General features: G+C 34.5%; 23 protein-coding genes and 1 tRNA gene. 9 read left to right on the top strand and 15 right to left on the bottom strand.

Annotated elements, in window-relative coordinates:
* Positions 1-139: 139 nt before the first annotated feature.
* The 11 genes from FJV36_RS01560 to FJV36_RS01610 all read right to left on the bottom strand — a co-directional run bounded on the left by FJV36_RS01560 (position 140) and on the right by FJV36_RS01610 (position 8,738).
* Positions 140-793: an NUMOD1 domain-containing DNA-binding protein gene (locus tag FJV36_RS01560; RefSeq protein WP_233264929.1), complete on the bottom strand. Its 654-nt coding sequence runs from the start codon at positions 791-793 to the stop codon at positions 140-142.
* Positions 777-2,219: a primase-helicase family protein gene (locus FJV36_RS01565; protein WP_158980775.1), complete on the bottom strand. Its 1,443-nt coding sequence runs from the start codon at positions 2,217-2,219 to the stop codon at positions 777-779. Before FJV36_RS01565 ends, FJV36_RS01560 begins: the two co-directional genes overlap by 17 nt.
* Positions 2,220-2,355: 136 nt before the next feature.
* The gene (locus FJV36_RS01570; protein ID WP_158980777.1) at positions 2,356-3,165 is read right to left on the bottom strand and encodes a hypothetical protein; all 810 of its coding nucleotides are present in this window, start codon (positions 3,163-3,165) and stop codon (positions 2,356-2,358) included.
* Between the two features lie 157 nt (positions 3,166-3,322).
* Positions 3,323-3,586, bottom strand: coding sequence for a hypothetical protein (locus FJV36_RS01575; RefSeq protein WP_158980779.1), 264 nt, complete (start codon positions 3,584-3,586; stop codon positions 3,323-3,325).
* A 56-nt stretch (positions 3,587-3,642) separates the two neighbouring features.
* Complete coding sequence (locus tag FJV36_RS01580) at positions 3,643-4,626, bottom strand: DUF3871 family protein (RefSeq protein ID WP_158980781.1); 984 nt, start codon at positions 4,624-4,626, stop codon at positions 3,643-3,645.
* Positions 4,610-5,500, bottom strand: coding sequence for an AAA family ATPase (locus FJV36_RS01585; RefSeq protein ID WP_158980783.1), 891 nt, complete (start codon positions 5,498-5,500; stop codon positions 4,610-4,612). Before FJV36_RS01585 ends, FJV36_RS01580 begins: the two co-directional genes overlap by 17 nt.
* A gap of 111 nt (positions 5,501-5,611) precedes the next feature.
* Entirely contained in the window at positions 5,612-5,956 is a 345-nt protein-coding gene (locus tag FJV36_RS01590) for a hypothetical protein (protein WP_233264930.1), read from the bottom strand.
* 219 nt (positions 5,957-6,175) lie between these two features.
* Positions 6,176-6,808 carry a DUF4339 domain-containing protein gene (locus tag FJV36_RS01595; protein WP_158980787.1) on the bottom strand — a complete coding sequence of 211 codons (633 nt, stop codon included), beginning with the start codon at positions 6,806-6,808 and terminating at the stop codon, positions 6,176-6,178.
* A 24-nt stretch (positions 6,809-6,832) separates the two neighbouring features.
* Entirely contained in the window at positions 6,833-7,534 is a 702-nt protein-coding gene (locus tag FJV36_RS01600) for a hypothetical protein (RefSeq protein WP_158980789.1), read from the bottom strand.
* 43 nt (positions 7,535-7,577) lie between these two features.
* The gene (locus FJV36_RS01605; protein WP_158980791.1) at positions 7,578-7,919 is read right to left on the bottom strand and encodes a hypothetical protein; all 342 of its coding nucleotides are present in this window, start codon (positions 7,917-7,919) and stop codon (positions 7,578-7,580) included.
* Positions 7,920-7,955: 36 nt separating this feature from the next.
* Entirely contained in the window at positions 7,956-8,738 is a 783-nt protein-coding gene (locus FJV36_RS01610) for a hypothetical protein (protein ID WP_158980793.1), read from the bottom strand.
* 121 nt (positions 8,739-8,859) lie between these two features.
* On the opposite strand from FJV36_RS01610, the gene FJV36_RS01615 reads away from it, so the two are divergent.
* Complete coding sequence (locus FJV36_RS01615) at positions 8,860-9,093, top strand: helix-turn-helix domain-containing protein (protein ID WP_158980795.1); 234 nt, start codon at positions 8,860-8,862, stop codon at positions 9,091-9,093.
* Positions 9,094-9,260: 167 nt separating this feature from the next.
* Here FJV36_RS01615 and FJV36_RS01620 read toward each other — a convergent pair whose 3' ends face one another.
* The 3 genes from FJV36_RS01620 to rseP all read right to left on the bottom strand — a co-directional run bounded on the left by FJV36_RS01620 (position 9,261) and on the right by rseP (position 12,260).
* Positions 9,261-10,481, bottom strand: coding sequence for a site-specific integrase (locus FJV36_RS01620; RefSeq protein WP_158980797.1), 1,221 nt, complete (start codon positions 10,479-10,481; stop codon positions 9,261-9,263).
* Positions 10,482-10,704: 223 nt separating this feature from the next.
* Positions 10,705-10,778 (bottom strand) — tRNA-Asn (locus tag FJV36_RS01625).
* 138 nt (positions 10,779-10,916) lie between these two features.
* Positions 10,917-12,260, bottom strand: coding sequence for an RIP metalloprotease RseP (gene rseP, locus FJV36_RS01630; protein ID WP_158728965.1), 1,344 nt, complete (start codon positions 12,258-12,260; stop codon positions 10,917-10,919).
* 192 nt (positions 12,261-12,452) lie between these two features.
* Here rseP and FJV36_RS01635 point away from each other — a divergent pair, with 192 nt between their 5' ends.
* From FJV36_RS01635 to FJV36_RS01665, 7 genes are all read left to right on the top strand, one after another.
* Positions 12,453-13,520, top strand: coding sequence for an NADH:flavin oxidoreductase/NADH oxidase (locus FJV36_RS01635; protein ID WP_158728966.1), 1,068 nt, complete (start codon positions 12,453-12,455; stop codon positions 13,518-13,520).
* 342 nt (positions 13,521-13,862) lie between these two features.
* Positions 13,863-14,903, top strand: coding sequence for a Gfo/Idh/MocA family oxidoreductase (locus FJV36_RS01640; protein ID WP_158728967.1), 1,041 nt, complete (start codon positions 13,863-13,865; stop codon positions 14,901-14,903).
* Between the two features lie 178 nt (positions 14,904-15,081).
* Entirely contained in the window at positions 15,082-16,293 is a 1,212-nt protein-coding gene (locus tag FJV36_RS01645; protein ID WP_158728968.1) for an MFS transporter, read from the top strand.
* A 426-nt stretch (positions 16,294-16,719) separates the two neighbouring features.
* Positions 16,720-19,557, top strand: a complete 2,838-nt coding sequence (locus FJV36_RS01650) for a carboxypeptidase regulatory-like domain-containing protein (protein WP_158728969.1) — start codon at positions 16,720-16,722, stop codon at positions 19,555-19,557.
* Between the two features lie 10 nt (positions 19,558-19,567).
* Positions 19,568-20,917, top strand: a complete 1,350-nt coding sequence (locus FJV36_RS01655; protein ID WP_158728970.1) for a DUF5689 domain-containing protein — start codon at positions 19,568-19,570, stop codon at positions 20,915-20,917.
* A 60-nt stretch (positions 20,918-20,977) separates the two neighbouring features.
* Positions 20,978-21,439: an FKBP-type peptidyl-prolyl cis-trans isomerase gene (locus tag FJV36_RS01660; RefSeq protein ID WP_158728971.1), complete on the top strand. Its 462-nt coding sequence runs from the start codon at positions 20,978-20,980 to the stop codon at positions 21,437-21,439.
* A gap of 318 nt (positions 21,440-21,757) precedes the next feature.
* On the top strand, positions 21,758-22,504 hold the full coding sequence (locus tag FJV36_RS01665; RefSeq protein WP_233264566.1) for a hypothetical protein: 747 nt from the start codon (positions 21,758-21,760) through the stop codon (positions 22,502-22,504).
* 75 nt (positions 22,505-22,579) lie between these two features.
* Here the strand turns inward: FJV36_RS01665 and FJV36_RS01670 are convergent, their stop codons facing one another.
* Entirely contained in the window at positions 22,580-24,697 is a 2,118-nt protein-coding gene (locus tag FJV36_RS01670) for a glycoside hydrolase family 97 protein (RefSeq protein ID WP_158728973.1), read from the bottom strand.
* Between the two features lie 307 nt (positions 24,698-25,004).
* On the opposite strand from FJV36_RS01670, the gene hflX reads away from it, so the two are divergent.
* Positions 25,005-26,261 (top strand): GTPase HflX, encoded by a 1,257-nt coding sequence (gene hflX, locus FJV36_RS01675; RefSeq protein ID WP_158728974.1) that lies wholly within the window; start codon positions 25,005-25,007, stop codon positions 26,259-26,261.
* The last annotated feature ends 713 nt before the right edge of the window (positions 26,262-26,974 follow it).

A 26,974-nucleotide genomic window follows, 5' to 3' on the forward strand; every position in this document is an offset into this window, starting at 1 on the left:
ACGAATCATATTGATAATTTGGTTGTAAAGATTAGTTATTCAGGAGGTAGGGAAAAGAGAAGTTTTGCGTCTCAATATTCATTATATAGATTTGGTTTAAAATGAAAAAAGACAGCTGTTACACTGTCTTTCTCTCTAATTAATCTTGATATTTCCAAAGAAATCCTAATGAACTCTTTCTTTCTCCTCTACAACATCGTGAGATACAGGTTTTGGATAGTCCGGTAATCCTACTTGCTTCGGCAACGGAATTATAACGAGCTAAAATTTCACCATTTAAAGAGTACTGGAAAACTTTCTTTTTCCTATTATCTGTAACGGGTTTAAAGGTATTTTTTAGGGAATAGGACCAATAGCTTCCTTTCCAAAGAGTAGCTGTTAAACAAGCATTAGATATTCTTTTTTTGTCATGTCCGAGCATTGATTGAATTTCTTTCAAACCATCGAAAGAAGCTATTAAATTACCTGCTAAATCAAACTGGTAGACAGTCTTACTAAAGCCGCCCCCAGAATCAGAATTATAGCCGTTCTCTTTGCTGTCATACTGTAGAATGTATTTTTTTTCTTTCTCAGCTAATTCAGTAGTAGATGAAGCTGTATCAATTTGTTCCCAGCGGAAAGCATCTGCTCCATTCGTAGCGATTGCTTCTTGGAAACAACTGCCAACTTTTTTTTGTGATTTTTGTAAGTGGTCTGCCTTTCGCTCTGCTATTGACCTTGTCGTTATTCCTATGTACACTTCATTAGTTTCTTGATTCGTAACCTTGTAAATTATGTTATTCGTTTGCATCATCATCATCATTTGTTATAATTAATTTGAACTCATATTTGCCGCCTGTTTTTTTGTCTTTGTACTGCAATTGATTCTCCTCGGCATATCTTTTAATCCATTTAGTTAGCATGTGTGAAGAAATTTCTTTTAAATGGGGGTAGCTATCTATGAATTTCTTAAAAATATCTTTTTTTTCAATCCATATACCAGTGCTTAAAAATCCATTTAAAGTAAAGTCGTGAAATTCGGTAGAAGTTCGTTGAGTAAACTTGTTGACTTTTAGCTTTAAAGGTTTGGCTTCCAAAAGCCCCTCTTTTAAGAAAAATTGTATGCAATCAATCATGAAACTAAAAAAGCAATTCCATTCATTTTCATCCCAATCGTCAAAAAACAGATTTTTATAAACCATTTTGGGGGTTAATTTCTCTGAAAAATAATTAGGAATTTCAAATTCGTGCCTTCTTCTTATGTCAGAGCTTCCTCCAGGACCTGAGACTGGAGAATTAGACGAAACTATAATCTTTGGAGACTCTTCTGCTTTTAGTGTAAATTCCTCTTTTCCTTTCTTTTCAATTACAAATCCAGAGGTCGCCATTGAATATAGTAATTCTAATGAAAACTTACTGTCTACGTCATCAAAACATACAATGTCAGTTGTGTTACTGATTCTTTGATTGTTAAATCTTGAGTCCCTTTTCATGTTTTTTCCATCCATTAAAACAGTTTCCACACAATGGGACAGTGCTTTAGATAGCAAGCTTTTGCCTGTTCCTCCATTAGTAGGGCCTCCTTTTGTAGCATTTTCATCCAGAAAGATAACTACCTTACATACAGCAGGATTATTGTGTCTATGCAGTAAATAGCCAAGTGTTGCTTTAAGTGCTTTAAATCTCTCTGGATCTTCTTTTGATAATTTAAAACAAAAGTCATTAAATTGTCCACTATTAAAATTGACTAGATTAAAATCTTTGTGAATTATTCTATTAGCCCATATTTTGTGAGGAAGTTTTTCATAAGGTACTAATACTATGTCAGTTTCATTAACTTTTACTGCTGTGTTCTTAAAATATAGCCAAGCGCAATCCTTTGGGTCTTTGTCACTGATTCCTTTTACTTTTGGGAGTAATTCATATTTTTTTCTGTTTAAGTAGCCGCCTATTCCTCTTACAAAAACTTCTAAGACATCGAGTTCTTTTATAGAAATCAGGTAGTTTCTAATAAAACACGATAAATCTCCTTCACTAACATCACTTACAATATTGTCAACAATCCTGACTAACCTTGTCGCTCCTCCAATATTCATGTTACCAAACCCATTTTTACCTAAAAATTTGATTAATTCAAAGTGAATAATCTTAGGAACGCCATTGTCATAGTGGTAAAACCCTGCTGTTTTTTTTAATTTTTGTTTTTCATTCCCTACTTTTGTCTGTTTTTCCTTTACCATAAATCTTTTCTGTTATTAAGCCCTTTTAATATTTTCGTTGTTCGCAGGGCGTTAACGATTTCAACACGGCAAATCTAAGCAGAGAAAGAAATTAGGATGGGTAAGAAATTTTATACCCAAGAAAAACAAATAAGTTTTACTGGGGATTAAAGAAGTCACTCTCAGAGAAAATTTCCTCTAAAGATTGGAGTGTAGGTTCAGCAGATTTAATGTATTTATCATCAAGTAACTCATCTGCTGCTTTTTTAGATTTTTTTATTTCCTTAAACTTCAGTTCTTTATCGTCATAGTATGTAAAGAAGGATTCAATTAGCCGGTGTAAATGCAAGGGGTTTATCTCTCCAATTATTTTATTCTTATGAAGTAAAGAGAATAAAACTACTACTTGGTTTTTTGTTAGTTTGAATGGAATTTTCCCTGGAATATCTAATGTTTCTGCAAGATGCACTGTATTAATATACTCATAAAGCCTATCGATTTCGTTTATGATTTTAATTTTAAATGAGGAATCTAGATACTGTGAATTGTTTATATCATCAATAAAAAGAGCTAAACCTTTAAGTTTATGACTGCAGAATCTTTGGATTGCAGTTGTTTCGTATATTGCTTTTGTAGTGATTTCTTTTTCAAATGATTGTTTTAAAAAATCTAACTGATTTTTCATCTTTGGATAGAGATAATCATCGTAGAAGTTCATTGAATGCTCATAATCAACAGTATTACTTTTTTCATTGTAAGACTCTCCAAAATTGTCTAACTCAAAATCATCGATGGTTTCTTTTTTAAAAATTACGGTAATGCTATTTATTGAATCATCGATTTTCTCGCTTTCACTACCCTCAGTAAATCTAATCGATTCATAAATAATGTCTTGAAGTAAAAACTCTCTCTTTAGCTTATAAAAACTTTCTTTGTTTAAAATTTGTTTGAATGAGATTCTATCCATTTTTGTCTTATGTTATTTATTGAATGCAGTAGAACTGATTCCTACCGCATTCAAAAGTAATAATTGCAATTTCTTTTTCAGTGGTTTTATTGATAAAGGAGAAACCGTCTCAAAAGTTGGTTATCGAAATTCAGCATAACTCCTTGTTTTATAATAGCTACTCTGTAAATTCCTCAATAAGGATTTCAAAAGAGTGGTAATGGTACGCATTCCCTTCTATAATAAAAATTGTTTTTAATTCTGTTGTTACTTTAACCTCGCTAACCCAAACTAATTGCCCTTTCCTTAGCAGTCCAACGTTGGATAAGACCTTGACTCTGAAAGGGCAAAAAAGTAATTTGAGCACATTGTAATACGTTATTACATAAAGTTCTTTAGGCGAACTGTATTGAAGCACATCTGCTAATTCATGGTCTTCCATAATTTCTTCTTTCTCTACCTCCCGTTAAGTATTCCCTGCAAACAAAAGAGCGATGATTAATAATGGAGGAACCAATTGGGAATGTTGTTTTGGATGGATTTACCTAGGTTGTTGATTAGTTCGTATGCGTTGACATTCCGTTCTAGGTTATTATCGATGTAAGATGATTTGTTGGCTTCTGTAAATAAGTTGTATAGATTCCAGAAACTTATCGAACCATCGGGACTTCTTGAGAAGTTTGGACATTGGTAATAGTCTTTCGCAATGTTGTTTATCTGACTGTCATTCAATGAAATTGGGAAGATTGACTTCTGTGTGTGCTTGTCTAAGTGCGTAAACATTCTGAATTTTCCAATTAAGTGTGCAAATTGCGTTTCAGACAACTTGTGTTCAATCATTCCCTCCATCATTTTAAGGTGATTATCTCTCTTGTAATTAGAGAAAAGTTCAATCATTTTGTCTTCTAGTTCATAAATGGAAGATATCCTTATTTCATTGGAAAAGCCATCAGTACTAATGCACAGGTTGGTACATACCTTATTTTTGAAACCAATAAAAACTTTGAATTTTTCCATTGATTTTTTGGAATAAAGGTTCTCCTGATTATACGCTCGGACTCCGCCAATGCTCAATGTAAGCTCATTTCCGTTAACAATTTGCTTTGTCGAGGGTAAATCTATAATGAAGGCGCATCGTTCGTAATAAATGGTTTTTTCGTGTTCTTCAAGATCCTTTGCAGGTTTTCCTATTGCTGATGGAATTCTTCCTTTTACTACGTGGCTTACTCTAATATCAGGTGTTTTCTGAAGTACCCCAGGCAGTAATTTTTGAATTATTTGTTGGCATTTATCTACAAACTGGAAATGGCTAATTGTTGACTCGTTATCCTTTGAGAATACAGGGATTATACAATCTTTTTCCAGATGCTCTAAGCTCACTATTTCAGTATTGGCTTCAATAAAACTACTGGATGGTTTGTTTATTATCTCGTTTTCATCTACTAGATGCTCGTTGATGCTACTATTAAGTACTAATTCCATGAGTTTCTTCAATTAATGGTTTTACAATTTCTTTTTCGTCGACTACGTGACTGGCGATGTTTTCTATCTGGTTTTTCCTGTTCATAATGGCATTGTGAATCTGCTTTTGAAGCGAAGGATATTTGGAATACACATGCTTCAATCCCTCAAGATTCTCACAAGCATTAATCTCAGACATCGCTATTTCAACTGAAATCCCCAGATTACACCATTCAATAAGCTTCTTTCCTGTGGATGAATTAATAATGAATTCGGGTTTCCCAGAGAACAAACCAGTTCTATCTTTAGAAGCGGTAACAAGATGATTGTCATTTATAAGCTCAAAATTGACTGTCAGCTCATATTCAAAACCGTCTCTTGTAATTTCCTTAGTTCCTAGCTTCATTACTTTAGTCTTACCGTTGCCGTCTTTATCAAGACTGTAATCTGTTTTGCGTCTTACAGTAGAAATTACGTGGCAGTTTGAATTAAGAATTTTATCGATAAAGGCTTGATGACGCGGAGTTATTTTAGCCCAATCTTGGAATCTTCCTCCAAGCTGTTCATGTAATTCCAAGCATCCACCTTTGCCAGACCACTCGTGTGAAATACTGTCAATTATAACTACTTCAATTTCTTCTTTTTCACAAACCTCAATGGCTTGAATGTACCGCTCTGGAGCGTATGGCTCATTCAAAGACAATACGTTAAAATCTCCTAAGTGGGAGTAGAGGCTGGCACTGTTATTTTCAGTGTCAATTATAGCTATTTTAGTCCAATCGTTAGTGATTCCGTAAGCTAATAGCAAAGCTGAGTAAGACTTCCCAAAGCCACTTGCTCCGCTTAAACCCAGTCTTAATTTCACTTGGTTCCTTTGTGCTTTTTGTAATTTCATACTGATGTTATTTGATGTTGTTATTGGTCGTTATTCGACATAATAAATTATTGTTATAAAAAAAAAAGGAACTCCTTTTGAGAGTTCCTTAATTACTTATAGTGAGGTGTTTTAGTACACCATTTCATTTTTTAGCACGTTGCTTTCAACGATGCTTTCTTCTTCTGAAAGGTATTCGTATCGGTGCGACATTTTGATGATTTCGCCCGTTTCCCGAATGGTAAATTCATAAGGGTCTACTGTTACCTTTTTTATAGTTCCGGGCATTTGAGTTCCTAGTAGTGCCTTACAGGTTGGTTCGTTAAACGTACACGACACTTTAGTTGTTCGCGCAGTAAAGTAAGTCTTTCCAGTTTCTTTACTTTTTACAGATTCAATTCCTCCTTGTACTTCAAGAGCATAGAAAGTTTCCCCATTCTCTCTTTGATATTTTTTGTAATCCACAATTGTAACCATAGTTTTTATAATTTTAAGATTAAACATTGACGGGCATATCCCAAAACATAAAAAGAGTAGGGCTGATGTGTTTGATTACTAAGAGTGTGACTTAAAAAAAAATTAAAAATTTGTATTGGGTTATGACATCATGAAAATTTGTAGCCTAAAAGTAAATGCATCGCCCTAAAGAAAAATTGGTTATAGGTTTTCATGTTTTTAGTCAGAGGTTATCACAATTTATACTTCCTTGTTAGAAGTTTCTTGAACCCATTTTGCGCCTTTTAAGACAAATCTAAATACTACTAAAACACCTGATGCAATTAGAAATGTATAGAAAGCACTAGTCTGGGATTTTTCAGTAAAAATTTGTTTTCTCCTTTCTATGTTACTTTGCCAATTATCACTCATGTAACAATCGAATGGGAAGTCACTAACAGCAATTCCCGTCATATAATTCCCGTCAATATGAATTTTTTCGGCAACATTAAAATTATCGAATTTATCAGCTTCGTAAACCACAAAGTAAAAAATTGGAAATGACACAACACCAATAATAAGTCCATATAATATCTGTTTAAATACAGATTTTGTTTCTTTGGCGACAACAACTTCAGATTTTGGACTTATAAATTTTTCTTTCTTTTTGCTAATCTCAGCTTCAATCTTTAATGCTTTTTCAGGTTTAGTTGGAATTGGAGGAGGTATTTTCTTTATTAACTCTTGTAATTCTTCAACATTAATCGCCTCAACCCAATTATCGATTTCTTCTGTCCAAATAAGTGTTGTCTTGACAAGATTTTTCTCCCTTAACTCATCAAGGGAGAATGGACCTTGTTGCATATCATTAATTACTATATAGAATTTGCTCATTATTACTTTTTTTGATTTAATTATTTATTCGCAGAATGTTGTATTGTCAAAAACATCGTTAAGAGCACTTGTTATTTCATTTTCTGTAAATCCGGTTACTTTAAATTTGCAATAATAGTATGGAGCAGTTTCTAAAATGTCCAATTGTATATATATTGAACCAATATCTTTTATTGAACCGTCACAATTTTCTTCATAGACCATTGTTCCAAAATCATCATCATACTCTATCTCTACATTTGTGTCTTCCAAGTATGGAATAATAGAATTTCTAAGGCATTTTTTGATTTTTACAAAACATGTATCTAATCCTATTTTTGTATACACTCCAGGCACCACCCCTCCATAAATTTTGTCATTTTCTTTGAAAACGTTAAGAATTAACTTATTACTTAAATTACTTGATCTCAAATAATCATAAACTTTGTCAGATTCAATATTCTTGGCGTAAAAAACATTTTTCAAACCGCCTGCTGTATTAATTTTCCGCGGTAATACTGATGCATCTAATATGTAATCTGTGTACTGATTTTCAAAAATGTAATCTCTTGGACTCAAATCACTAGTATCAATAGCAATAATTGAGTCGTCGCTAATTTCAATACAAGCCAGTGATATAACAGATCCTACTTCTTTATTTTTATCTAAACGAGTTGCTTTGACATAATACCAACAAGTGAAGTCTTGCCCATTAAAAATTCTATTTATATATGTTTTAATCGCCATTTTATTATTTGGTTAAGATTATTTAATGTCTATTTTTTTTATCTTAAAACGGCATTACGCCTAGATAGATTAGATTGTTGTTTTCTTTAACTACGATTGAAAGGAGGGAATATTTATGGGTGTTGTCATAAAAGTTGTAATTAAGCGCTTCTTTATCTGTGTCCAAAGTTGACTGCTCTATTTTCAATAGAAGTTCACCATCCGAACTTTCATCAGCATGATTAAGCATTCCTTTAAAAAATTGATAGAAATCTTCCTTGTTAGGTGCTTCTGTCTCTACCTCCCCTGACATTAGAAAAGGTAAAAATGATTCGGGGTTATTATTGATGCATGATAAAATCAATTCAGCCTTAATTTTTTCTATTGATGTTTGTTGCCAAATCACTTTTACCTTTATTTAAGTTATTCTTTAATTTTAAAATTAATTTGTGTAAGTGTATGTGTATTGATGAGTTTTACTGTTGGAGTAATCATACGCAGCTACTGATATAGGCTGATTCTCATCATTGTATTGATAAATAAAACTGTAACGTAAAACCCCGTTTTTATAAACTTCTTTGATGTTGTTTGGAGATAAAAAATGATAAATGTGATTTTGACCTAATAACGGGCAAATGTAATCGTCTAGCAATCCAAACTTTGTATACAAGACATTGAAGGGATTTATTTTATCATCATAAGTAAATGTATATTCGTATGAGGGATTGTCGAATTCTTTTTGTTTTGTAACCTGAGTAGTATTGTACACAAATTCGACGCTTAAATCGTTGTTTTCGACAATACTAGTAATTTGTTTTTGAGTGTTTAAATTGTAGGTATAATCTCTGTAAATCGATTTGTAAAAAATACTGCTAGTCATGTACGATATTGTTTCTACAGGATAGCTACTTAAATTATAGTTGTATGAGAAATCCTTTGGATTTACTGAATCGCCTGTAGCATAGTCTTTATCATGTGCAATTCTAATTAGTTTCTTGTTTTCATAACCAAGTTGTTGAGCTTGCATGTAATTGTTCAATTCTCCATAATTAACTTTAGTTAGAATGTTGTTCTCATAATGGTAGGAACTAAAACTTCCGTATGGTTCCCCTGTTTCTGTTACAGATATTAATAATTTGACATTTGTATTATTAGGCTGGTTGTCTTCTGGTTTAGAGCATGAAAACAAAAATGCGAACGATAAAATAAAAATTAGATTCTTCATAATTTATTTAAAAATATTGCCTACTCTGTTCAGTTTTCAGCATCCCCGTTGTTATTTCTATGTTTCAAATATAGGCAAATGTGCCTACTGTATAATAACTTAATTCCTCGAATTTTATTTCGTGGATAATCAAGAAAAAATAAGAATATTAATTAGCTTTGGTGGAAAACTTCGAGAACTCCGTTTAGCAAAAGGTTTTACTCAAGAACAACTTGCTAATGAACTAGGTGTCGAAATTTCCCAAATCAGCAGAATTGAAAGAGGTATCATTAATACTTCTGTTACAACTTTGTATGCAATTTCCAAAACCTTAAAAATTGATGTTTCTCAATTATTCCTTTTTGACACTCCTTAATTTTAAATTCAAAGCAAACCTAAATTACTTTTATGAGTCTATTTTACGGTTTCCCGTAAACAGCCATTTTTTAGTGATTTAAGATGGTTATTTAAAGAGAGATAATTTACTAACAAAGGAATACGTATTGCTTCTTACTCACAATACCCACTTTTAGTGATTTTCTACTAAGATTTATGGATTTTATCAATTTTCAATTTTAACGTTTTCATCGCTTCACTCACTTTTTTCTGTACTACCTTCCCGTAACTTTCCTGTGTAATAACCATGTTAGAATGACCTAGTAACTCAGATACAATTTCCATAGGAACATCATTGTATAGGAGGACAGTTGAAGCGAATGTTTTCCTTGCAATGTGGTGCGTAAGACGTTTTTCAATTCCAGTTACATCTGCAATCTCTTTTAAATATGAATTGAATTTTTGATTGCTTATTGATGGGAAAATGCGGTTGCTATCAGTTGAGTATTTCTCAATAATTTCTTGAGCTTTGGGAAGTATTGGAATGGAGATTTGACGTTGTGTCTTCTCTCTCTTCATTTGAATCCAGTTAACATCGTCAAAACCTATTTGGATGTTGTGTTTCTCAAGATTTGTCATTTCATTAAAGGCTAGTCCTGTGTAACAACAGAAAATAAATAAGTCTTGAATGGTGATTAATCTCTTTTGTTGTAATACTGCTTCTTCAAGGGTTTTAAGTTCTTGTGTAGTGAGGAATATAACGGTTTTACGGACTGTTTTGGACTTATGGAGTATAAACGGATCTCTATCTAAGTAGCCTTCTGAAATAGCTTGTTTTATCGGAGTTCTAAGCCTTTGAATGGTTTTGTTAATAGTAATTTGTTCTTGTTTTTTCTCGGTCTTTAAATAATAGTCAAAATCATCCAAAAACTGTAAACTCAATTCTTCTAAAGGGAAATCTGTTTTTTTAAATTTCCATTTTAGGAACGCCTCTAAATGATTGCCGACATAAACGAACTTGTTATAGGTATTGTCTTTGATTTCTAATCCTACTAGTTTTTTAATTTTGGCTAGATACTTTTTATAGTAAGAAAGGACAAACTCACTTTTCTTTATTTCTTTTCCTAAATATTTGTCATGGATGTCTTCAATAGAAAAAGGGTTCTCTTGTAATCTTAAGATCATGTAGATGCTATTGACCTTTGATTTTATTGTGTCAAGTTGGGAATTGTATAGAACTGCAGATTTATGGGATTTTAGAATTACTTGGTTTTTGGCATCCCAATGCTCTGACTCTATATTAATGCCTGTGCTAAGCTGTTTTCTGTTCCCATTTAGGGTTAATCGGCAAAATAATGGAGATTGATTCTTCTTGTTTTTTCTATTCTTTCCTTCAATAAATAGAATTTTTAAATTGTCTGTTGTCATAACTTTTTGTTTTAGTCAGACATGCAATTGGTTACGATAAAAAAAGTGATGCCTGTTAGAAAAAGAGATGATGCCTAATATGTTGCCTTTTTTTGCAAAATAAGTTGGCAAGTTGGCAGAAGTCAAAAATTCTCCTTTCTTTACTATACCACCGTGAAGTATTGATTTCGCTATAATCTTAAAACAAAAAAGCCACTCAATTTCTTGAATGGCTTTTTAAAAGCTCCCCCTCTTGGGCTCGAACCAAGGACCCTCTGATTAACAGTCAGATGCTCTAACCAACTGAGCTAAGGAGGAAACTGTATATTTTAATTTTTTTAAAGAACGTCTTATTTATTTGCTTTTGAGTAACTCTGTTTGTTTGTCTAAGCGGTTGCAAAGATAGGCTAACATTTGGTTTCTGCAAATAAAATTCAAACTTTTTTTTTATTTTTTTTACTTGCCTACAATTGCTTTGTAAATGTCGTTTCCGTTTGCAAATAGTAATAGTGTTATAAGTAAAACAAAACCAACTAATTGTGCGTTCTCTAGGAATTTATCGCTAGGTTTTTTACCTGAAATAATTTCGTATAATAAAAACATCACATGACCACCATCTAGTGCTGGAATAGGCAAAAGGTTCATTACACCAAGCATTATTGATAATAAAGCCGTAATGGTCCAGAACATTTCCCAACTCCAAGTTTTTGGAAAAATATCAAATATAGCTTTGAAACCACCAACTTGTTTGTAAGCTTTAGTTTCTGGATTAAAAATCATTTTTAATTGTTTTCCGTATCCTACTAATTGATCTTTTCCTCTAGTTATACCCACAGGAATTGATTCTAATAGCCCAAATTCTTGTTTGCTTACTTTGTAGTACCCCAGTTTTTCTAAAGAATCCATTCCCAATCTTCCAATACCTATTCCTAGTTTTCCTTCAGAATTGATTTGAATAGGTAATTTAATTTCTTTTTCGTCTCTTAGGATTAAAGCTGTTACGGTTTTGTTTTTATTATTTTCAAAAACTGTTTTGGCTTGATCATAGTACTTGGTAGTTTGCCCATTTACAGAAACAATAATGTCTTTTGGCATTAAAGCTGTATTTTTAGAACCTTCAGAAATAGGTCCTACCACAAATGGCATTCTAATATCAAGTAAACTTTTTTTCTCAACTTTTGATAATTGGTCAACAAAATCATTTGGCATATTGATAGTTTGTTCTGTTGCGCCTCTTTTTATGATGACTTCTTTTGCCATGATTACTTTCATGGTAAGATCATTGTCAAATTTTACAATTTTTTCACCATCAACAGATACAATGTGGTCTCCAGTTTTAAAACCTGCTTTCTGCATGGTTTTATTTTCTACTAGTAAACCATCTTTCAAGTCTTCATTAGCAATATAAGTTTCACCATATACATAAGCCATACCTATATATATTATGAAAGCCAAAATAAAATTTACAGTAACACCACCCAACATAATGATTAATCGTTGCCAAGCTGGCTTAGATCTAAACTCCCATGGTTGAGGTGGCAAAGCCATTTGTTCTTTGTCCATGCTCTCATCAATCATTCCGGAAATTTTTACATAGCCACCAAGCGGCAACCAACCGATACCATATTCGGTTTCGCCAATTTTCTTTTTGATAAGGGAATATTTTACGTCAAAAAATAAGTAGAATTTTTCGACTCTTGTTTTAAATAATTTTGCAGGAATAAAATGTCCTAACTCGTGAAGTACAATAAGTAAGGATAAGCTCAATAAGAATTGAGAAAGCTTGATAAATAGATCCATTTTTTAATTTTGATTCTTAATATGATGCACAAAAATAGGGTTTTCTGTTTGTATATTTTACAATAATTGTTCCAGAGCAATTTAAAAGTTTGTTAATTATGTTAATTTGAAATAGAACTTTGAAAGCTGAATCTTAACTTTACTTTCTTGAATCCCGTTATTTAGGATTTATATCACTTTAAAACACGTATAATGTCGTCAAAATTATTTTCTCCTATTACCATAAAAAGCATCACGCTAAAAAATAGAATTGCAATATCACCCATGTGTCAATATTCAGCCCAAGACGGTTTTGCTAATGATTGGCATTTGGTTCACCTAGGAAGTCGCGCCATAGGCGGTGTAGGATTAATTATTCAAGAAGCCACAGCGGTATCAGCAGAAGGTAGAATCTCACCAGAGGATTTAGGGCTCTGGAATGACGAGCAAATTGTGAAGATGAAAGAAATCAATACTTTTATTGTGAGTCAAAATACAGTTCCTGGAATACAATTGGCGCATGCCGGACGTAAAGCCAGCTCAGCATCACCCTGGAACGGAGGACGTAAACTAGATGATTCACAAGGAGGTTGGGATACTGTAGCACCAAGCCCAGTTGCCTACCATCATACTGAGAAAGCTCCTCTAGAACTGCATGAAGCAGGAATACAAAAAGTAATTTCAGATTTTAAATCTGCTACAAAAAGAGCTGTTCAAGCAGGTTTTCAGGTGATGGAAATACATGCTGCTCACGGGTATTTATTGCATCAATTTTTATCTCCGTTATCTAATTTTAGAACTGATATTTATGGAGGTAGTTTTGAAAACCGCATCCGCTTGACGCTTGAAGTTGTTGAAGCGGTACAATCAGAATGGCCTGATTATTTACCGTTTTTTGTAAGAATATCAGCAACTGACTGGGCTGATGGTGGCTGGAACTTAGAAGAATCGGTTCAACTTTCTAAAATTTTAAAAGGAAAAGGAGTTGATTTAATTGATGTTTCAACCGGAGGTTTGGTGTCGCACCAGCAAATTCCGTTAGGACCCAACTATCAAGTTCCTTTTGCCGAAAGCATAAAAAATGAAACTAGAATTCAAACTGGAGCGGTAGGATTAATTACGGAAGCTGCTCAAGCTGAGGAAATCATTGCCTCTGGAAAAGCTGATTTGGTATTTATAGCACGAGAATCTTTGAGAGATCCTAATTTAGGTTTGAGATTTGCCCAAGAGCTAGATGCCGAAATGGAATGGCCAAAACAATACGCTAGAGCGAAACAGTAAGGTTTTGAAACATATAAGTCATATAATTTTTCTTTTTTTAAACCATTAGGGTATTAAGAAAATTAAGTTTTTTATGGTTCGCTTTCGTTGTATTTATTTTGAAGATCTTATATGACTTATATGTTTCAAAAAAAATCAAACCATTAATGCATTAAGAAAATTTAAGGTAGTTGCTAGTTTCGGTTTTACGAATCTTATATGAACTTATATGACTTATATGTTTCAGTATTTTTTTAAACCATTAAGGATTTAAGAAAAGTTAAGGGTTTGTCTAATAATTTTAAAATCTTATATGACTTATATGTTTAAAATGAACATTTCACAAATTTGAAACCTATCATTATGCAAAGAATAAAAACAGCTCTATTGTCTTATGGAATGTCAGGCAAAGTATTTCATGCTCCTTTTTTAAATTTCCATCCAGGATTTGAGCTTATTGGTTCTTGGGAACGCAGTAAAAAATTACTACACCAAGATTTCCCTACTTTAAAAAGCTATGCTTCACTAGCGGAGGTTTTACAAGATGATATAGATTTAGTTGTTGTGAATACGCCTGTGGCCACGCATTATCAATATGCAAAACAAGTGCTAGAGGCAGGAAAACATGCTATTGTAGAGAAAGCTTTTACGACAACAGTTGCTCAAGCAAAGGAGCTTATGGCTATTGCCAAAGATAAAAATCTTAAATTGTCTGTTTTTCAAAATAGGCGTTGGGACAGTGATTTTAAAACCGTTCAACAAATTATTTCAGATAAAGTATTGGGTAAAATCGTAGAGGCTGAGATTCATTTTGATCGGTACAATCCGCTTTTGAGTCCAAAGTTACACAAAGAAATAGTTTCTGATGGATCAGGAATTCTCAAGGATTTAGGGCCTCACATTATTGATCAAGCATTGTGTTTGTTTGGTTTGCCAAATTCGGTTTTTGCTGATATCCGCATTACGAGAGAATATTCCTTAGTTGATGATTATATTGATCTGTTGCTTTATTATGCTAATTTTAGAGTGCGTATAAAAGCGGGATTTTTTGTTCGAGAAGCCAATCCTGCTTATGTTATTCATGGCGAAAAAGGGTCTTTTTTAAAACCGCGCGGTGATGTACAGGAAGACGAACTAAAATTAGAATACAAACCAAATTTAGAAACTTGGGGAACGGAGCCAATTGAAAAACAAGGTTTGTTGCATTCCGAAATTAATGGAGAAATTATTCGGGAAATTGTACCTACGCTTCAAGGTAATTACTTTGATTTTTTTGATGGCGTGCACCATTCAATTGTAAATAATAGTCCAGAACCAGTCACCGCACAAGAGGGCTTGCAGGTCATGCAAATTATTGAAGCGGCACTACAAAGCAATGCTCATAAAAGAGTAATTGATTTGTAGTAAATCTTTGTTAACTTTCATTTTCATTAGCTAAAACCTTTATTATATATTCAATTGGTTAAGTTGGTGTATTCCTTTTTATAAACAATAACGTTGTATTTTTTAGCAAATGCGTTGTATAGACACAGCCAATCATTGCTTTTTGTAATTTTGACCCTAAAATTAAATAACAATCATTTTGATAGACTTACAATTTCTTGGAAAAACCAGAACTAAAGCCAAGCTAAAAAAGAGTTACAGAAAAGCAAAGGTTTCTTATCTAAACCGTATTCGCTGGGCGGTATCTGTATTTTACTTCGGGATGGGGTTGTGTTTTGCTACTTGGGCCAGTAGAATTCCAGATATCAAAACCTCGTTGCATCTCAGCGAAGGCGAACTAGGAACCATTTTATTCGCCTTGCCGCTGGGGCAGCTTATGGTGATGCCTTTCTCTGGTAAACTGATCACCCGTTTTGGCAGCCATAAAGTTTTAGTAGTTGCACTATTTATGTATGTGCTGAGCATGACAAATTTAGGTTTGGCTACAGCTGCATGGCAATTGTCATTAGGATTATTTGTTTTTGGAATTTTTGGAAACCTGTCTAATATAGCTGTAAACACACAAGGCGTTTATACTGAAGGATTGTTCAAGAGAACCATCATGGCTTCCTTTCATGGCATGTGGAGTTTTGCTGGTTTTACAGGAGCATTAGTAGGTCTAGCCATGTTGTCCTTGCAACTCACGCCCTATATTCATTTTATAATTGTAGCTGCGCTAGTACTTTTAATGATGCTATTTAACTTTAAACATTTGATAAAAGCCAAAGAAAAGATACAAACTGAACAGAAAAAATTATTTTCAAAACCAGATAGTTCCTTACTATGGCTAGGAGTCATTGGCTTTTGTTGCATGGCCAGTGAAGGCGTAATGTTTGACTGGAGTGGGGTTTATTTCAAAGATGTAATTAAAGCTCCAGGACCGCTTGTTATCTTAGGTTATACTTCCTTTATGATCATGATGGCCGGCGGACGCTTTATAGGAGATGCCATTATTTTAAAATTCGGACGCAAGGTAGTATTACAAGTAAGCGGAATTCTCATTTCATCTGGGCTTTTTACAGCTGTATTTTTTCCGTATGTGATCCCAGCAACTATAGCGTTTATGTTTGTAGGTCTTGGAGTTTCAACCATAATTCCTACCGTTTATAGTGTAGCTGGAAAAACTCCTAATGTTGCGCCTAGTGTAGCCTTGACAACCGTTTCTAGTGTAAGTTTTCTTGGTTTTTTAATGGGGCCACCCATAATAGGATACATAGCCGAGTGGTCTAGTTTACGTTTTTCATTTGCATTTATAGGTGTTTTTGGACTCCTGATTGCGCTCATGGTTTCAAGAATTAATGCAATCAAATAATGTTTTAGGAGCAGTCTAATCTATTTTTAAAGCAGTAGTATTCCTGCTGTACGCAGTATCTTTCCAGTCTTAAAAAAGACAGGAAAGGATACTTACTTCCATCAGGGCTATCCTGAAGAATTCATTTTCATCAGAAAATTTTTTAATTTTTTTTAATGAAAAATCAATATGTTAATTTTTTTTACTACTTTTAGTATAATAATTCTTTCAATCAGTATAATAAGTGCCTCGCCCAGTTGCTAATACCACACAAGCTGTAGCGTTTTAATAAAGTTTATACCACGTTTCCAAAATTCACATTTAATTTTTTTGTTGCTGTCCTACCAGAGGATAACAACCAGTAATGATTTTAGTTCAGCTATTGCTCGTGCAATAGTTGAATTATCATCACTGTTTTTTAATCTTAAATTATTTGATGTTGAATTTATGACTAAACTCTATCACCTATTGTTTTTTATCTTTTGCTGGATTAACGTTCAGGCGCAAGAAAGCACTGGTTTTTTTGGTAAAATAATCGATTCAAAAACTCAAAATCCCATTCCATTTGTTGTAGTTAGTGTGCAAAATACAACTCTAATGCAAATTACAAATCAAGAAGGTAAGTTTGCTTTTCAAGATGTTGCACCAGGTTCTATTTTAGTATTGGTGCGCAGTCAAGGCTATAAAGATGGCTTGTATCCGCTGGAGATAACAGCCGGAAAAATGGTTGACTTAGGAAATATAAGTCTTCAAGATGATCAATCTTTAGACTTGCAAAGTAGCATTATCACATTAATGGATAGTGATTTTAATGATGAGAACAGTTCCTCAGAAAGTACCTCTGGATTATTGCAATCATCTCGGGACGCTTTTCTACAAGCTGCCGCTTTCAACTGGGGACAAGCTCGTTTTAGAGTACGAGGTTTAGATAGTGAACATTCCACGATGATGATCAATGGGGTTACCATGAATAAGGTTTATGATGGTAGACCACAATGGGGTGAATGGGGCGGCTTAAATGATGCACTTCGCAATCAAGAATTTACCTTAGGAACAGCTCCTTCTGATTATACTTTTGGAGGCATCCTTGGAACACAAGAAATAAATACTCGAGCCTCCATTTATAGACCCGGAACCAGAATTACATTTTCTGGAACTAATACAAATTACAATTGGCGCTCTATGGCTACGCATGCGTCTGGCATGAGTAAAAAGGGTTGGGCTTATGTGGTTTCTGCTGGGAAGCGCTGGGCTCAAGAAGGCTATTTTGAAGGAACAAATTACGATTCGAATTCGTTTTTTGTAAGCCTCGAAAAAAAGTTAGGAAGTCAGCATGCTCTTAACCTTACTGCTTTTTACACACCAAATTCTAGAGCTAAAAATTCGCCAAATACTGATGAAGTAACGCAATTAACCAATCCCAGATACAACTCTTACTGGGGTTTTCAAGAGGGTAAAAAACGAAATGCTCGTGTAAAAACCATTGAGGAACCCATTTTTATGCTCAATCATTATTTTAAAGTCAATGATAAAACAAACTGGAACACTAGTGTTTTTTATCAAATAGGGACTACCGCAAACAGCACCATTGATTTTCAAAATGCCAATAGTCCAGATCCAACAAATTATAGAAAGTTACCTAGTTTTTATACCTCACTATACGCACCAGATGAAGGGGAGTTCTCTGGTGCATTTACTCCTGATTTTGATAATGCCGAAAAGAGCAAGGCCGCTTTTTTAGCTAATCCGCAACTTGACTGGAGATCTTTATACTTAGCCAATCAAACACCTGTTCTAGATGGAAACGGAAACATTACAGGTTATGAACCCACAAGAAGTAAGTATGTTTTATATGAAGATCAAGTACAGGCCGAAACAGGGTCAGTAACAACAAATGTTAGCGCTGCATTATCTGAAAACACTTTCATGAACGCCGGAGCTTCTTTCAAGAAAATGAAATCTAACAATTCCCAGGTTTTAGTTGATCTTTTGGGAGGTTCTTATTTTAATGATATCGATGCTTTTTATGAAGGGAATCAATCACAATCAGATTTAAACAATCCCAACAGACAAGTAGGAGTAGGAGACAAATACGGATATAATTTTAATTTTTTTGCCACTGTTTTAGATGCTTTTACACAGTTTAAATTCAGTTACAATAAAGTCGATTTTTATTTGGCACAGCAATTTTCAGCAACAAGCTATCAACGCGAAGGCTTGTATAAAAACGGTATTTACGAGACAAATTCTTTTGGCAAAAGTGACGTAGTAGCCTTTGAAAACTTTGGATTTAAAGGGGGTTTAAGTTTCAAAATTTCGGGTAAACAAGTTTTGGTATTAAATGCAGCTCACGCAACAAAGGCGCCTACTTTAAGAAATACGTTTGCCAATGCCAGACTCAATAACGCCATTGTAACTGGTATAGAAAGCGAAACCAATAGTAGCGTTGATGCTAGTTATGTGTACCGTTCTCCAAAATTGAAAGCTAGAGCAACAGCTTACTTCTCGAAATTAAGAAATGCTAGTCAAATTTCATTTTTTTATGCCGAAGGAATTTTTGATGACGGCGCAGGTTTTTTAAACGCAGATGCCTTTGTAAGTCAAACGCTCACCAAATTAAACAAGAAAAATATAGGTGCCGAGTTGAGTTTAGAATACCAATTGACTCAAACCATAAAAACCACATTTGCTGCTGCAGTGGGCCAGTATACCTTTGATAATAATCCAAAAGTTACGCTCACAAATGATGCTGCAGCAACCCCAGAAAATAATGCTCCTGTATTTGATTTTGGAAAAGCATCTCTTAAAAATTACAAACAAGCAGGAATGCCTCAGCAGGCATACTCGCTGGGACTAGAGTACAGAGACCCAAAATACTGGTGGATCAGTGCCAATGTAAATTATTTAACAAACACTTATATTGATGTAGCTCCCATTTTAAGAACCGAAATTTTTTATAAAAATCCAGCAAATGGTTTAAATTTTCCTGAGGCTACAGAGGAACGCGCAGCACAATTATTAAGACAAGAAAAGTTTGATCCGGTAACCTTGCTCAATATTATAGGAGGAAAATCATGGATTATTTATGGTAAAAATGTAGGTGTTTTTGCAAGTATCAATAACGTACTCAATACAACCTATAAAACAGGAGGATTTGAGCAAGCCCGTAATGCTAATTTTAGAGAAATCAATCAAGATGTTAGTAGCGGAACCCCCTCTTTTGGACCCAAATATTTTTATGGATATGGCCGAACTTATTTTGTAAATCTTTATATCAATTTTTAATTCAAATCACATGGAATTTCAACGCTATCTTTTTATAGTTTTATTGCTGGTTTTATACAGTGGTTGCGTACCAGATGAATTGCCTGCACCTAAACTTACCTGCAACCAGCCTACTTTAGTCACTAACAAATCAGTGAAGGATATTCATACTACTGCAAATGCTATTGTAACGCAGTACAAGTATGATGATATTGTAGAAGCTTATGTAGTCTCTAGTGACGAATCTGGAAATTTTTTTAAATCAATATCCTTTCAAACCTTGGCAACAGCCACAACTCCAGCACTAGGTTTTAGCGTTCCTATTGATGCTACAAATTTGTATATAGAGTATAGAGTAGGGAATAAAGTGTATATAAAACTTAAGGATTTGTACACAGATATAGATTTTGGCGGGGTACGCATAGGAAACATATTTGTGAATTCATACAATCAGGGAGGTGTAGGAAGATTATCTCAAAATAATTATAAGAAAATTTTACATGCTTCTTGTGAGACGGTAAATGAGGAAAAACTTGTACGTAAAGGAACGATGGAGGCTTTACTTAAAGATGAAAATTTAAACACTTTGATAGAATTTACAGAGGTACAGTTTGCCGAAAATGCCATCGGGCGCAGCTATTTTGAAGAATCAAATAATGTAGGAGGTGCTACAAACTGGGGTTTGAATGATAAAATGGGAAATCAAGTGTATGTAAGAACGAGTAGTTTTGCTAATTTTTCCTCAAAAATAATTCCGGATAAAAGCGGTAAAGTTCGAGGCATACTCACTAAATACGGAAATGATTTTCAGTTATTACCTCGTTCAGAGAAAGATATTGTATTAACAGCTCCTAGAGCAACTCCTTTTTTCTCTCAAAATTTTGATCAAGTGCCAGACAATTCCACTTTAAGTTTGCCAGGCTGGGGTAATTTTGTACAAGCCGGTTCTTTATTCTGGAAAGGTGCGCTATATGCAGGTAACGGCTTTGCTGAGTTTAGTATATCTGGAACCAGGGTGAATTCTAATATTGCGTGGCTTGTGACGCCTAAAATTGATATGGATCAACATACAAAAGAGGTGCTGACTTTTAGAGCAGCACAACATCGATTGGATATTGATTCACCATTAAATTCCTTAGAGGTATATGTCTCAACGGATTTTGATGGGTTGAATGTTGCCACTGCCACTTGGACCCGACTAGTAGCAAACCTGCCCAAACAAGCTACGCCTTGGAACCAATTTATAGGCAGCGGCGCCATTGATTTATCAGCGTACAAAGGAAAAATTAATATTGCTTTTAAGTATACAGGATCAGGACGTAATTTAGCACTTGACGGAACATTTCAAGTAGATGATGTACAAGTTTTTGGAGAAAAATGATTTCTCTTTATTATCATTCTTGAATTGCTATATTTGCAGCAATAATTAATAATAAAACCTATGAAATCTATAGTACTTGCCCTTATTTCTATCTTATTTCTATCTTGTTTGGGGGACAATGAAGCACCAAAACCGGTAGACTACACTGCACAAAATGAAAAAGAAATAGTAGATTATATTGCTAAAAATAAATTGAATGCCGTAAAAACAGGTACTGGATTGTACTATGTGATTAATGATCCTGGAACCGGTGATCAGCCAAAAGCAACCTCAAACGTAACGGTAGTCTACAAAGGATATTTTACCAATGGATCTGTATTTGATGAAAGTAAACCTGAGGGACTTTCTTTTGGTTTAAACCAAGTAATAAGAGGCTGGACTGAAGGAATTCCTTTTTTCAAAAAAGGGGGTAGCGGGATTTTATTAATTCCGGCACACTTAGGCTATGGAAGTAATGCAAATGGTCCTATTCCTGGAGGATCGGTTCTTATTTTTGATGTGAAGTTGATCTCGATAAATTAAGAATTTCTTTCTGTCTAGTCCTGAAAAAGAGAAACCTACTCCTGTGGGTTTCTCTTTTTTTTACATTTTACATTTTACATTTTACATTTTACATTTTTGTTTCCTAATTCTTCAAAATATAAAGGTTAATATAAATCAAAACACAAAAGAATCATCCCTTTTTGTATTTTAGCGGCCCCAAATCGAAATTAAATTCAAATGAAGACCTATCTTTTTTTCCTTATTATGTTGGCAATGCCATGCCTATTATTAAGTCAAACTTCCAAGCCTGAGGTAAAAATAAAAGCCATAAAGTGCGTAAAAACAAATTTTAAAAATTTGAAAAGTGGAGAGATTACCCACAAAGATTACACCTTTAAAGACGGTAAATTAATAAGCATCAAAACCTCTGATGTAATTCAAAGTTTTTTTTACAATCCAAAGGAACTATTGGACATGACCGTTAAAGAGCGTGTAGGGAGTAATTGGAAAGAGGTTATAAATTATTCGTACAACAACAATGATCAGCTCATAAAGTTTACCAAAAAATACGAAGAAGGCGGAGAACTGGTTACTAAAACCGTAACCATAAGCTATGAAGGTTCACGCGTAAAAGTAACTACTAAAAAAAGCACCAACCACCAAACCGTGCTGGATGACAATGAATATGTAGTTGAAAATGGAATTATAGTTAGACGCTCCACAAGAGATAGAAACCAACAAATTGTTAAAAAAGTAGAGTACCTTTATTTTAAAGAAAACCCCATACGCCACAAAGATTTATTGGGTGACAAACAAATAAAAAACTTCACCTTTGATGATAAAAATTCAGTAAACGCCTTGCTGGTTCAAAATATTTTTGGAACGCATTATAAAGTTATTGTACCCATTATTTCATTTCATGAAGAAGAATTTGAGTTTGAATCTATTGGCAATAACAATGTTTTAAATTTTAGTTCCACCGCAGTAGATGCCGTAGGAAAAACAAGGAAGTACAAGTACAACGCCGCAAATTTCCCAGTATCATGTTCTCTTATAGAATCAAACGGAATTGTAAAAACTGAAATTAGCTATAGTTATGAGTAAGGCATCATTACAAACAAATTTATACACAAAAGGCTGTCCTACAAGACAGCCTTTTCATATTTAATGATTACTTAATTACTTTTTAATTTCTATAATACTGATGGCATAACCACCACCTGGAGCAGCAAGTACATCTAGTTTAGAAGCGTTAGTAACTTTAACTTTTTTAATAGTATACGCTTGCGGATTGGTTTTATAATGCGCGTCTTTAGCATCAGCATAAACGGTTGCTTCGTACGTTTTTCCTTTATCTAAAAAATCAAATTTTAGTGTTGCAGTTCTCGGTGTTTCACCATTTACGTTACCTATAAACCAGTTATTGGTTCCTTTGGCTTTACGCGCAACGGTTACGTATTGCCCAGGTTCTGCTTCAAGGTATTTGCTGTCAGACCAGTCAATAGCCACATCTTTAATAAACTGAAACGCATCTGGAAAACGGTCGTAATTTTCTGGTGTATCAGCCGCCATTTGTAGCGGACTGTACATAGTCACGTACAAGGCTAACTGATTAGCAAGTGTACTATTTACATGAGAGTTGTTGTCTTTGTTTAACTTACTCAAGTCCATTTCAAAAATTCCTGGAGTATAATCCATTGGTCCGCCTATTAAGCGTGTAAATGGTAAAACCGTCACATGGTTTGGTTTGGATCCACCAAAAGATTGGTATTCTGTTCCTCTTGCCGCTTCGTTACCTATTAAGTTCGGGTAAGTTCTCGCAATTCCCGTTGGTCGTACCGCTTCGTGAGCATTCACCATAATTTTATAATCGGCTGCTTTTTCAATAGCATATTGGTAGTGGTTGATCATGAATTGGTTGTAATGATTGCCACCGTTTTCAATAATATCACCAACATAACCACTTTTTACAGCATCGTATCCGTTGTCTTTCATGAATTGGTATGCTTTGTCTAGGTGGCGTTCGTAATTACGCACTGAGCCTGAAGTTTCGTGGTGCATTATCATTTTAACTCCTTTTTCTTTAGCATATGCTTGTAAACCTTTCACATCAAAATCAGGATAAGGCGTCACAAAATCAAAAACATAATCTTTTAAATGACCAAACCAGTCTTCCCAGCCTTCATTCCAGCCTTCAACTAAAACACCATCAAAACCGTGCTTGGTAGCAAAATCAATATACTTTTTTACGTTGGCATTGGTAGCGCCATGTTTTCCGTTTGGTTTTACTTTTGAGAAATCAGTAACTCCAAGTTGAACGGTTGGCAACTCATCGGTGTAAGCCCAAGAACTTTTTCCAGTAATCATTTCCCACCAAACGCCCACGTATTTCACAGGCTTAATCCAAGAAGTATCTTCAATTTTACTAGGCTCGTTGAGGTTCAATGTCATTTTAGAGGCTAGTATTTCTCTTGCATCATCACTCACGATTATGGTACGCCATGGCGAATGTTGAGGTGCTTGCATATAGCCTTTGTCACCTTTTGCATCTGGTGTTAACCATGATTCAAACACCATGTTTTTATCGTCAAGGTTCAAGTGCATACAAGAATAATTGATCAACGCCGCCTCATGAAGATTGATGTACAATCCGTCAGCAGTTTTTAGCATTAATGAAGTTTGCACTCCTGTATTCGAAAATGATTTTTGAGATACATTGGCCGTAGTAGCTTTTTCTGTCAACCCTCTAATTTCGGATAGTTTAGAGGTGGTATAATCGTATTCTTGTGTATCATAATCGCCCGGAATCCAAAATGCGGTATGATCGCCAGTCATGGCAAATTGGCTTCTTTCTTCTTTGATTACAAAGTAAGTCAAGTTTTTTTGCGAAGGAAATTCATAACGAAAACCCAAACCGTCATTGAACAAACGAAAACGAATAATCATTTTACGTTCTGTTTCTTTCTGTTCTAAAGTAACGGCTAGTTCGTTGTAATTATTTGTTATTGTGGCAACTTCGCCCCAAACAGGCTGCCAATTTTCATTAACAGTGCTTGTTTTTTGGTCAACAACCGTAAAATCATTTAGTAATGATTTCTTGTCATTTTTCAACTCAAGACCCATTTTACTGGTTTTAATTACCGCTTTATTTTTATAGGCTAAGGTATAGGTTGGCGTTCCATCGGTTTGTAATGCAAATTCCATTAGCATTTTTCCGTTTGGAGATTGCAACTGCTGTGCTTGTACCGAGCCTAAAAACCATAGACAAAGAACTGTTGTAAAAAAGAATTGCTTCATTTTTAAAAATGTATTTCAAGTTAATGTTATGTTTAAAAATTTGGCGCAAGCGATAACGCAGCCACAATCACAATTTTTAAACCCTTAAAAACAAAAGTAATCTCTTTTTTATTATTTCAAGTACAAATTTGTTTAATCTGAACTGGAGTGAAAGCAAGTACCTAGGAACGCCAATTTCTTTTCTAGGAAAGTTACCTTTTGGCTTGACCGCAAAAAAACTATCATTATTCACGGCAAATACATTTTTATAAACCCATAGCTTCATAAGTCGCTTACAAATCCGTAAATTTGTAGCTTATTCAATGACATGTTAGAAAAAGAAGTAATCAATTTCGAAAAAACCGCTTTAGTTGGTATCGTAACTCAAAATCAAAGTGAAGAAAAGTTAAAAGAATACCTAGACGAATTAGAGTTTTTAACCTACACCGCTGGTGGAGAGGTAATCAAACGCTTTTCACAAAAAATGGAGCGCCCTAATCCCAAAACGTTTGTTGGTACCGGAAAAATAGAAGAAATTCACCTTTTTGTAAAAGAAAATGGGATTTCGACCCTAGTTTTTGACGACGAATTATCGCCGTCACAACAAAAAAATATATCCAAGATTATCACCGAATGTAAAATTCTAGATCGTACCCACCTTATTCTAGACATTTTTGCGCAACGTGCAGAAACCTCTTATGCCCGTACCCAAGTGGAACTAGCACAATGTATTTATATGTTGCCACGTTTGTCCGGACTTTGGACACACTTAGAGCGTCAAAAAGGAGGAATTGGGATGCGCGGACCTGGTGAAACAGAGATTGAAACCGACCGTCGTATTGTGCGCGACCGTATAGCCTTACTCAAAGACAAAATCAAAACCATTGACAAACAGATGGGCGTGCAACGCAGCAACCGTGGTGCCATGGTTCGTGTGGCGCTAGTTGGGTATACCAATGTTGGGAAATCTACTTTGATGAATGCCGTGGGTAAAAGTGATGTTTTTGTAGAGAACAAACTTTTTGCAACGTTAGATACTACCGTGCGCAAAGTAGTTATCAAAAACTTGCCTTTCCTGCTTTCGGATACCGTAGGATTCATCAGAAAATTGCCTACGCAGTTGGTTGATTCTTTCAAAAGTACTCTTGATGAGGTACGCGAGGCCGATTTATTGCTGCACGTAGTCGATATTTCGCACCCAGATTTTGAAGATCATATCGAGTCGGTAAATCAAACCTTGCAAGACATCAAGGCCCATGACAAACCCGTAATTATGGTGTTCAACAAAATTGACGCTTACAAACCGCTAGTCATTGACGAAGACGATTTGATGACCGAAAAAACTCCTAGACACTTCACGCTAGAGGAATGGAAAGCCACTTGGATGAGTAGAGTAGGAGAGCAAAACGCTTTGTTTATATCGGCCACACACAAAGAAAATTTCGAAGAATTCAGAGAACGCGTGTACGAGTCTGTGCGCCAGATACACATAACCCGTTTCCCGTACAACAAGTTTTTGTACCCAGATTATAGTGACGCCATCGAGAAAGACGAGGAACAAGACGATGAATCCGAAATAGAATAATCGTTTCACAACCTTATACCACATCCCTTTTGAATTTCAAGAGGGATTTTTTTTGGGCATGCCCCAGCTTTCACTAGCGTTGCAGCTGCGTCAGGCTGTTCGCTATATCTTTTTATATATTTTAGGCTACTAGCCTTTAAGAGGCTAGTAGCCTAAAATATATAAAAAGGATGCCGCTTCCATCCTTCATGCGGGGCTTGACGGTAATTATTGACTTTCAAGACTTTTAGACTATTTGTAAGAAAAAATTAATACATTTGGGTATCAATATAATGTGAATAACATCAAAAAGAATCTATCTCAAATATGTAGAGTAGCCTACTTTCATTGTAATTGAGGATGTGTTAAGCATCGATATACCGAAAAACGAGAAAAAAATAAAAAAGTACATGGGAATATTTGACAATAAAGGAGAAAATGATAATAGTTTTAATTTAGAATAGAGTCCTATTTAATTTCAGAATTTAATCCACAACCATACATAACAATGTAACAGATGAAAATGAAAATCAAAAACTATATTATTCTATTTATGAAGGAAATTATTCCGGTGATTGTTGGATATTATTCAAACTGAAAGAACAATAGAAAAACATTGAGTCATTTGAGGGAAAATAAGAACTCAAGGTAAAAATGGATTTAGACATCAGCCTTAATGGAAAATTAGTTTTGTATTTGGGATGATTTGCCTATGTTCATCGCTCAAGTTACAA

Source organism: Flavobacterium sp. I-STPP5a, assembly GCF_009764685.1.
Classification (GTDB): Bacteria; Bacteroidota; Bacteroidia; order Flavobacteriales; family Flavobacteriaceae; genus Flavobacterium.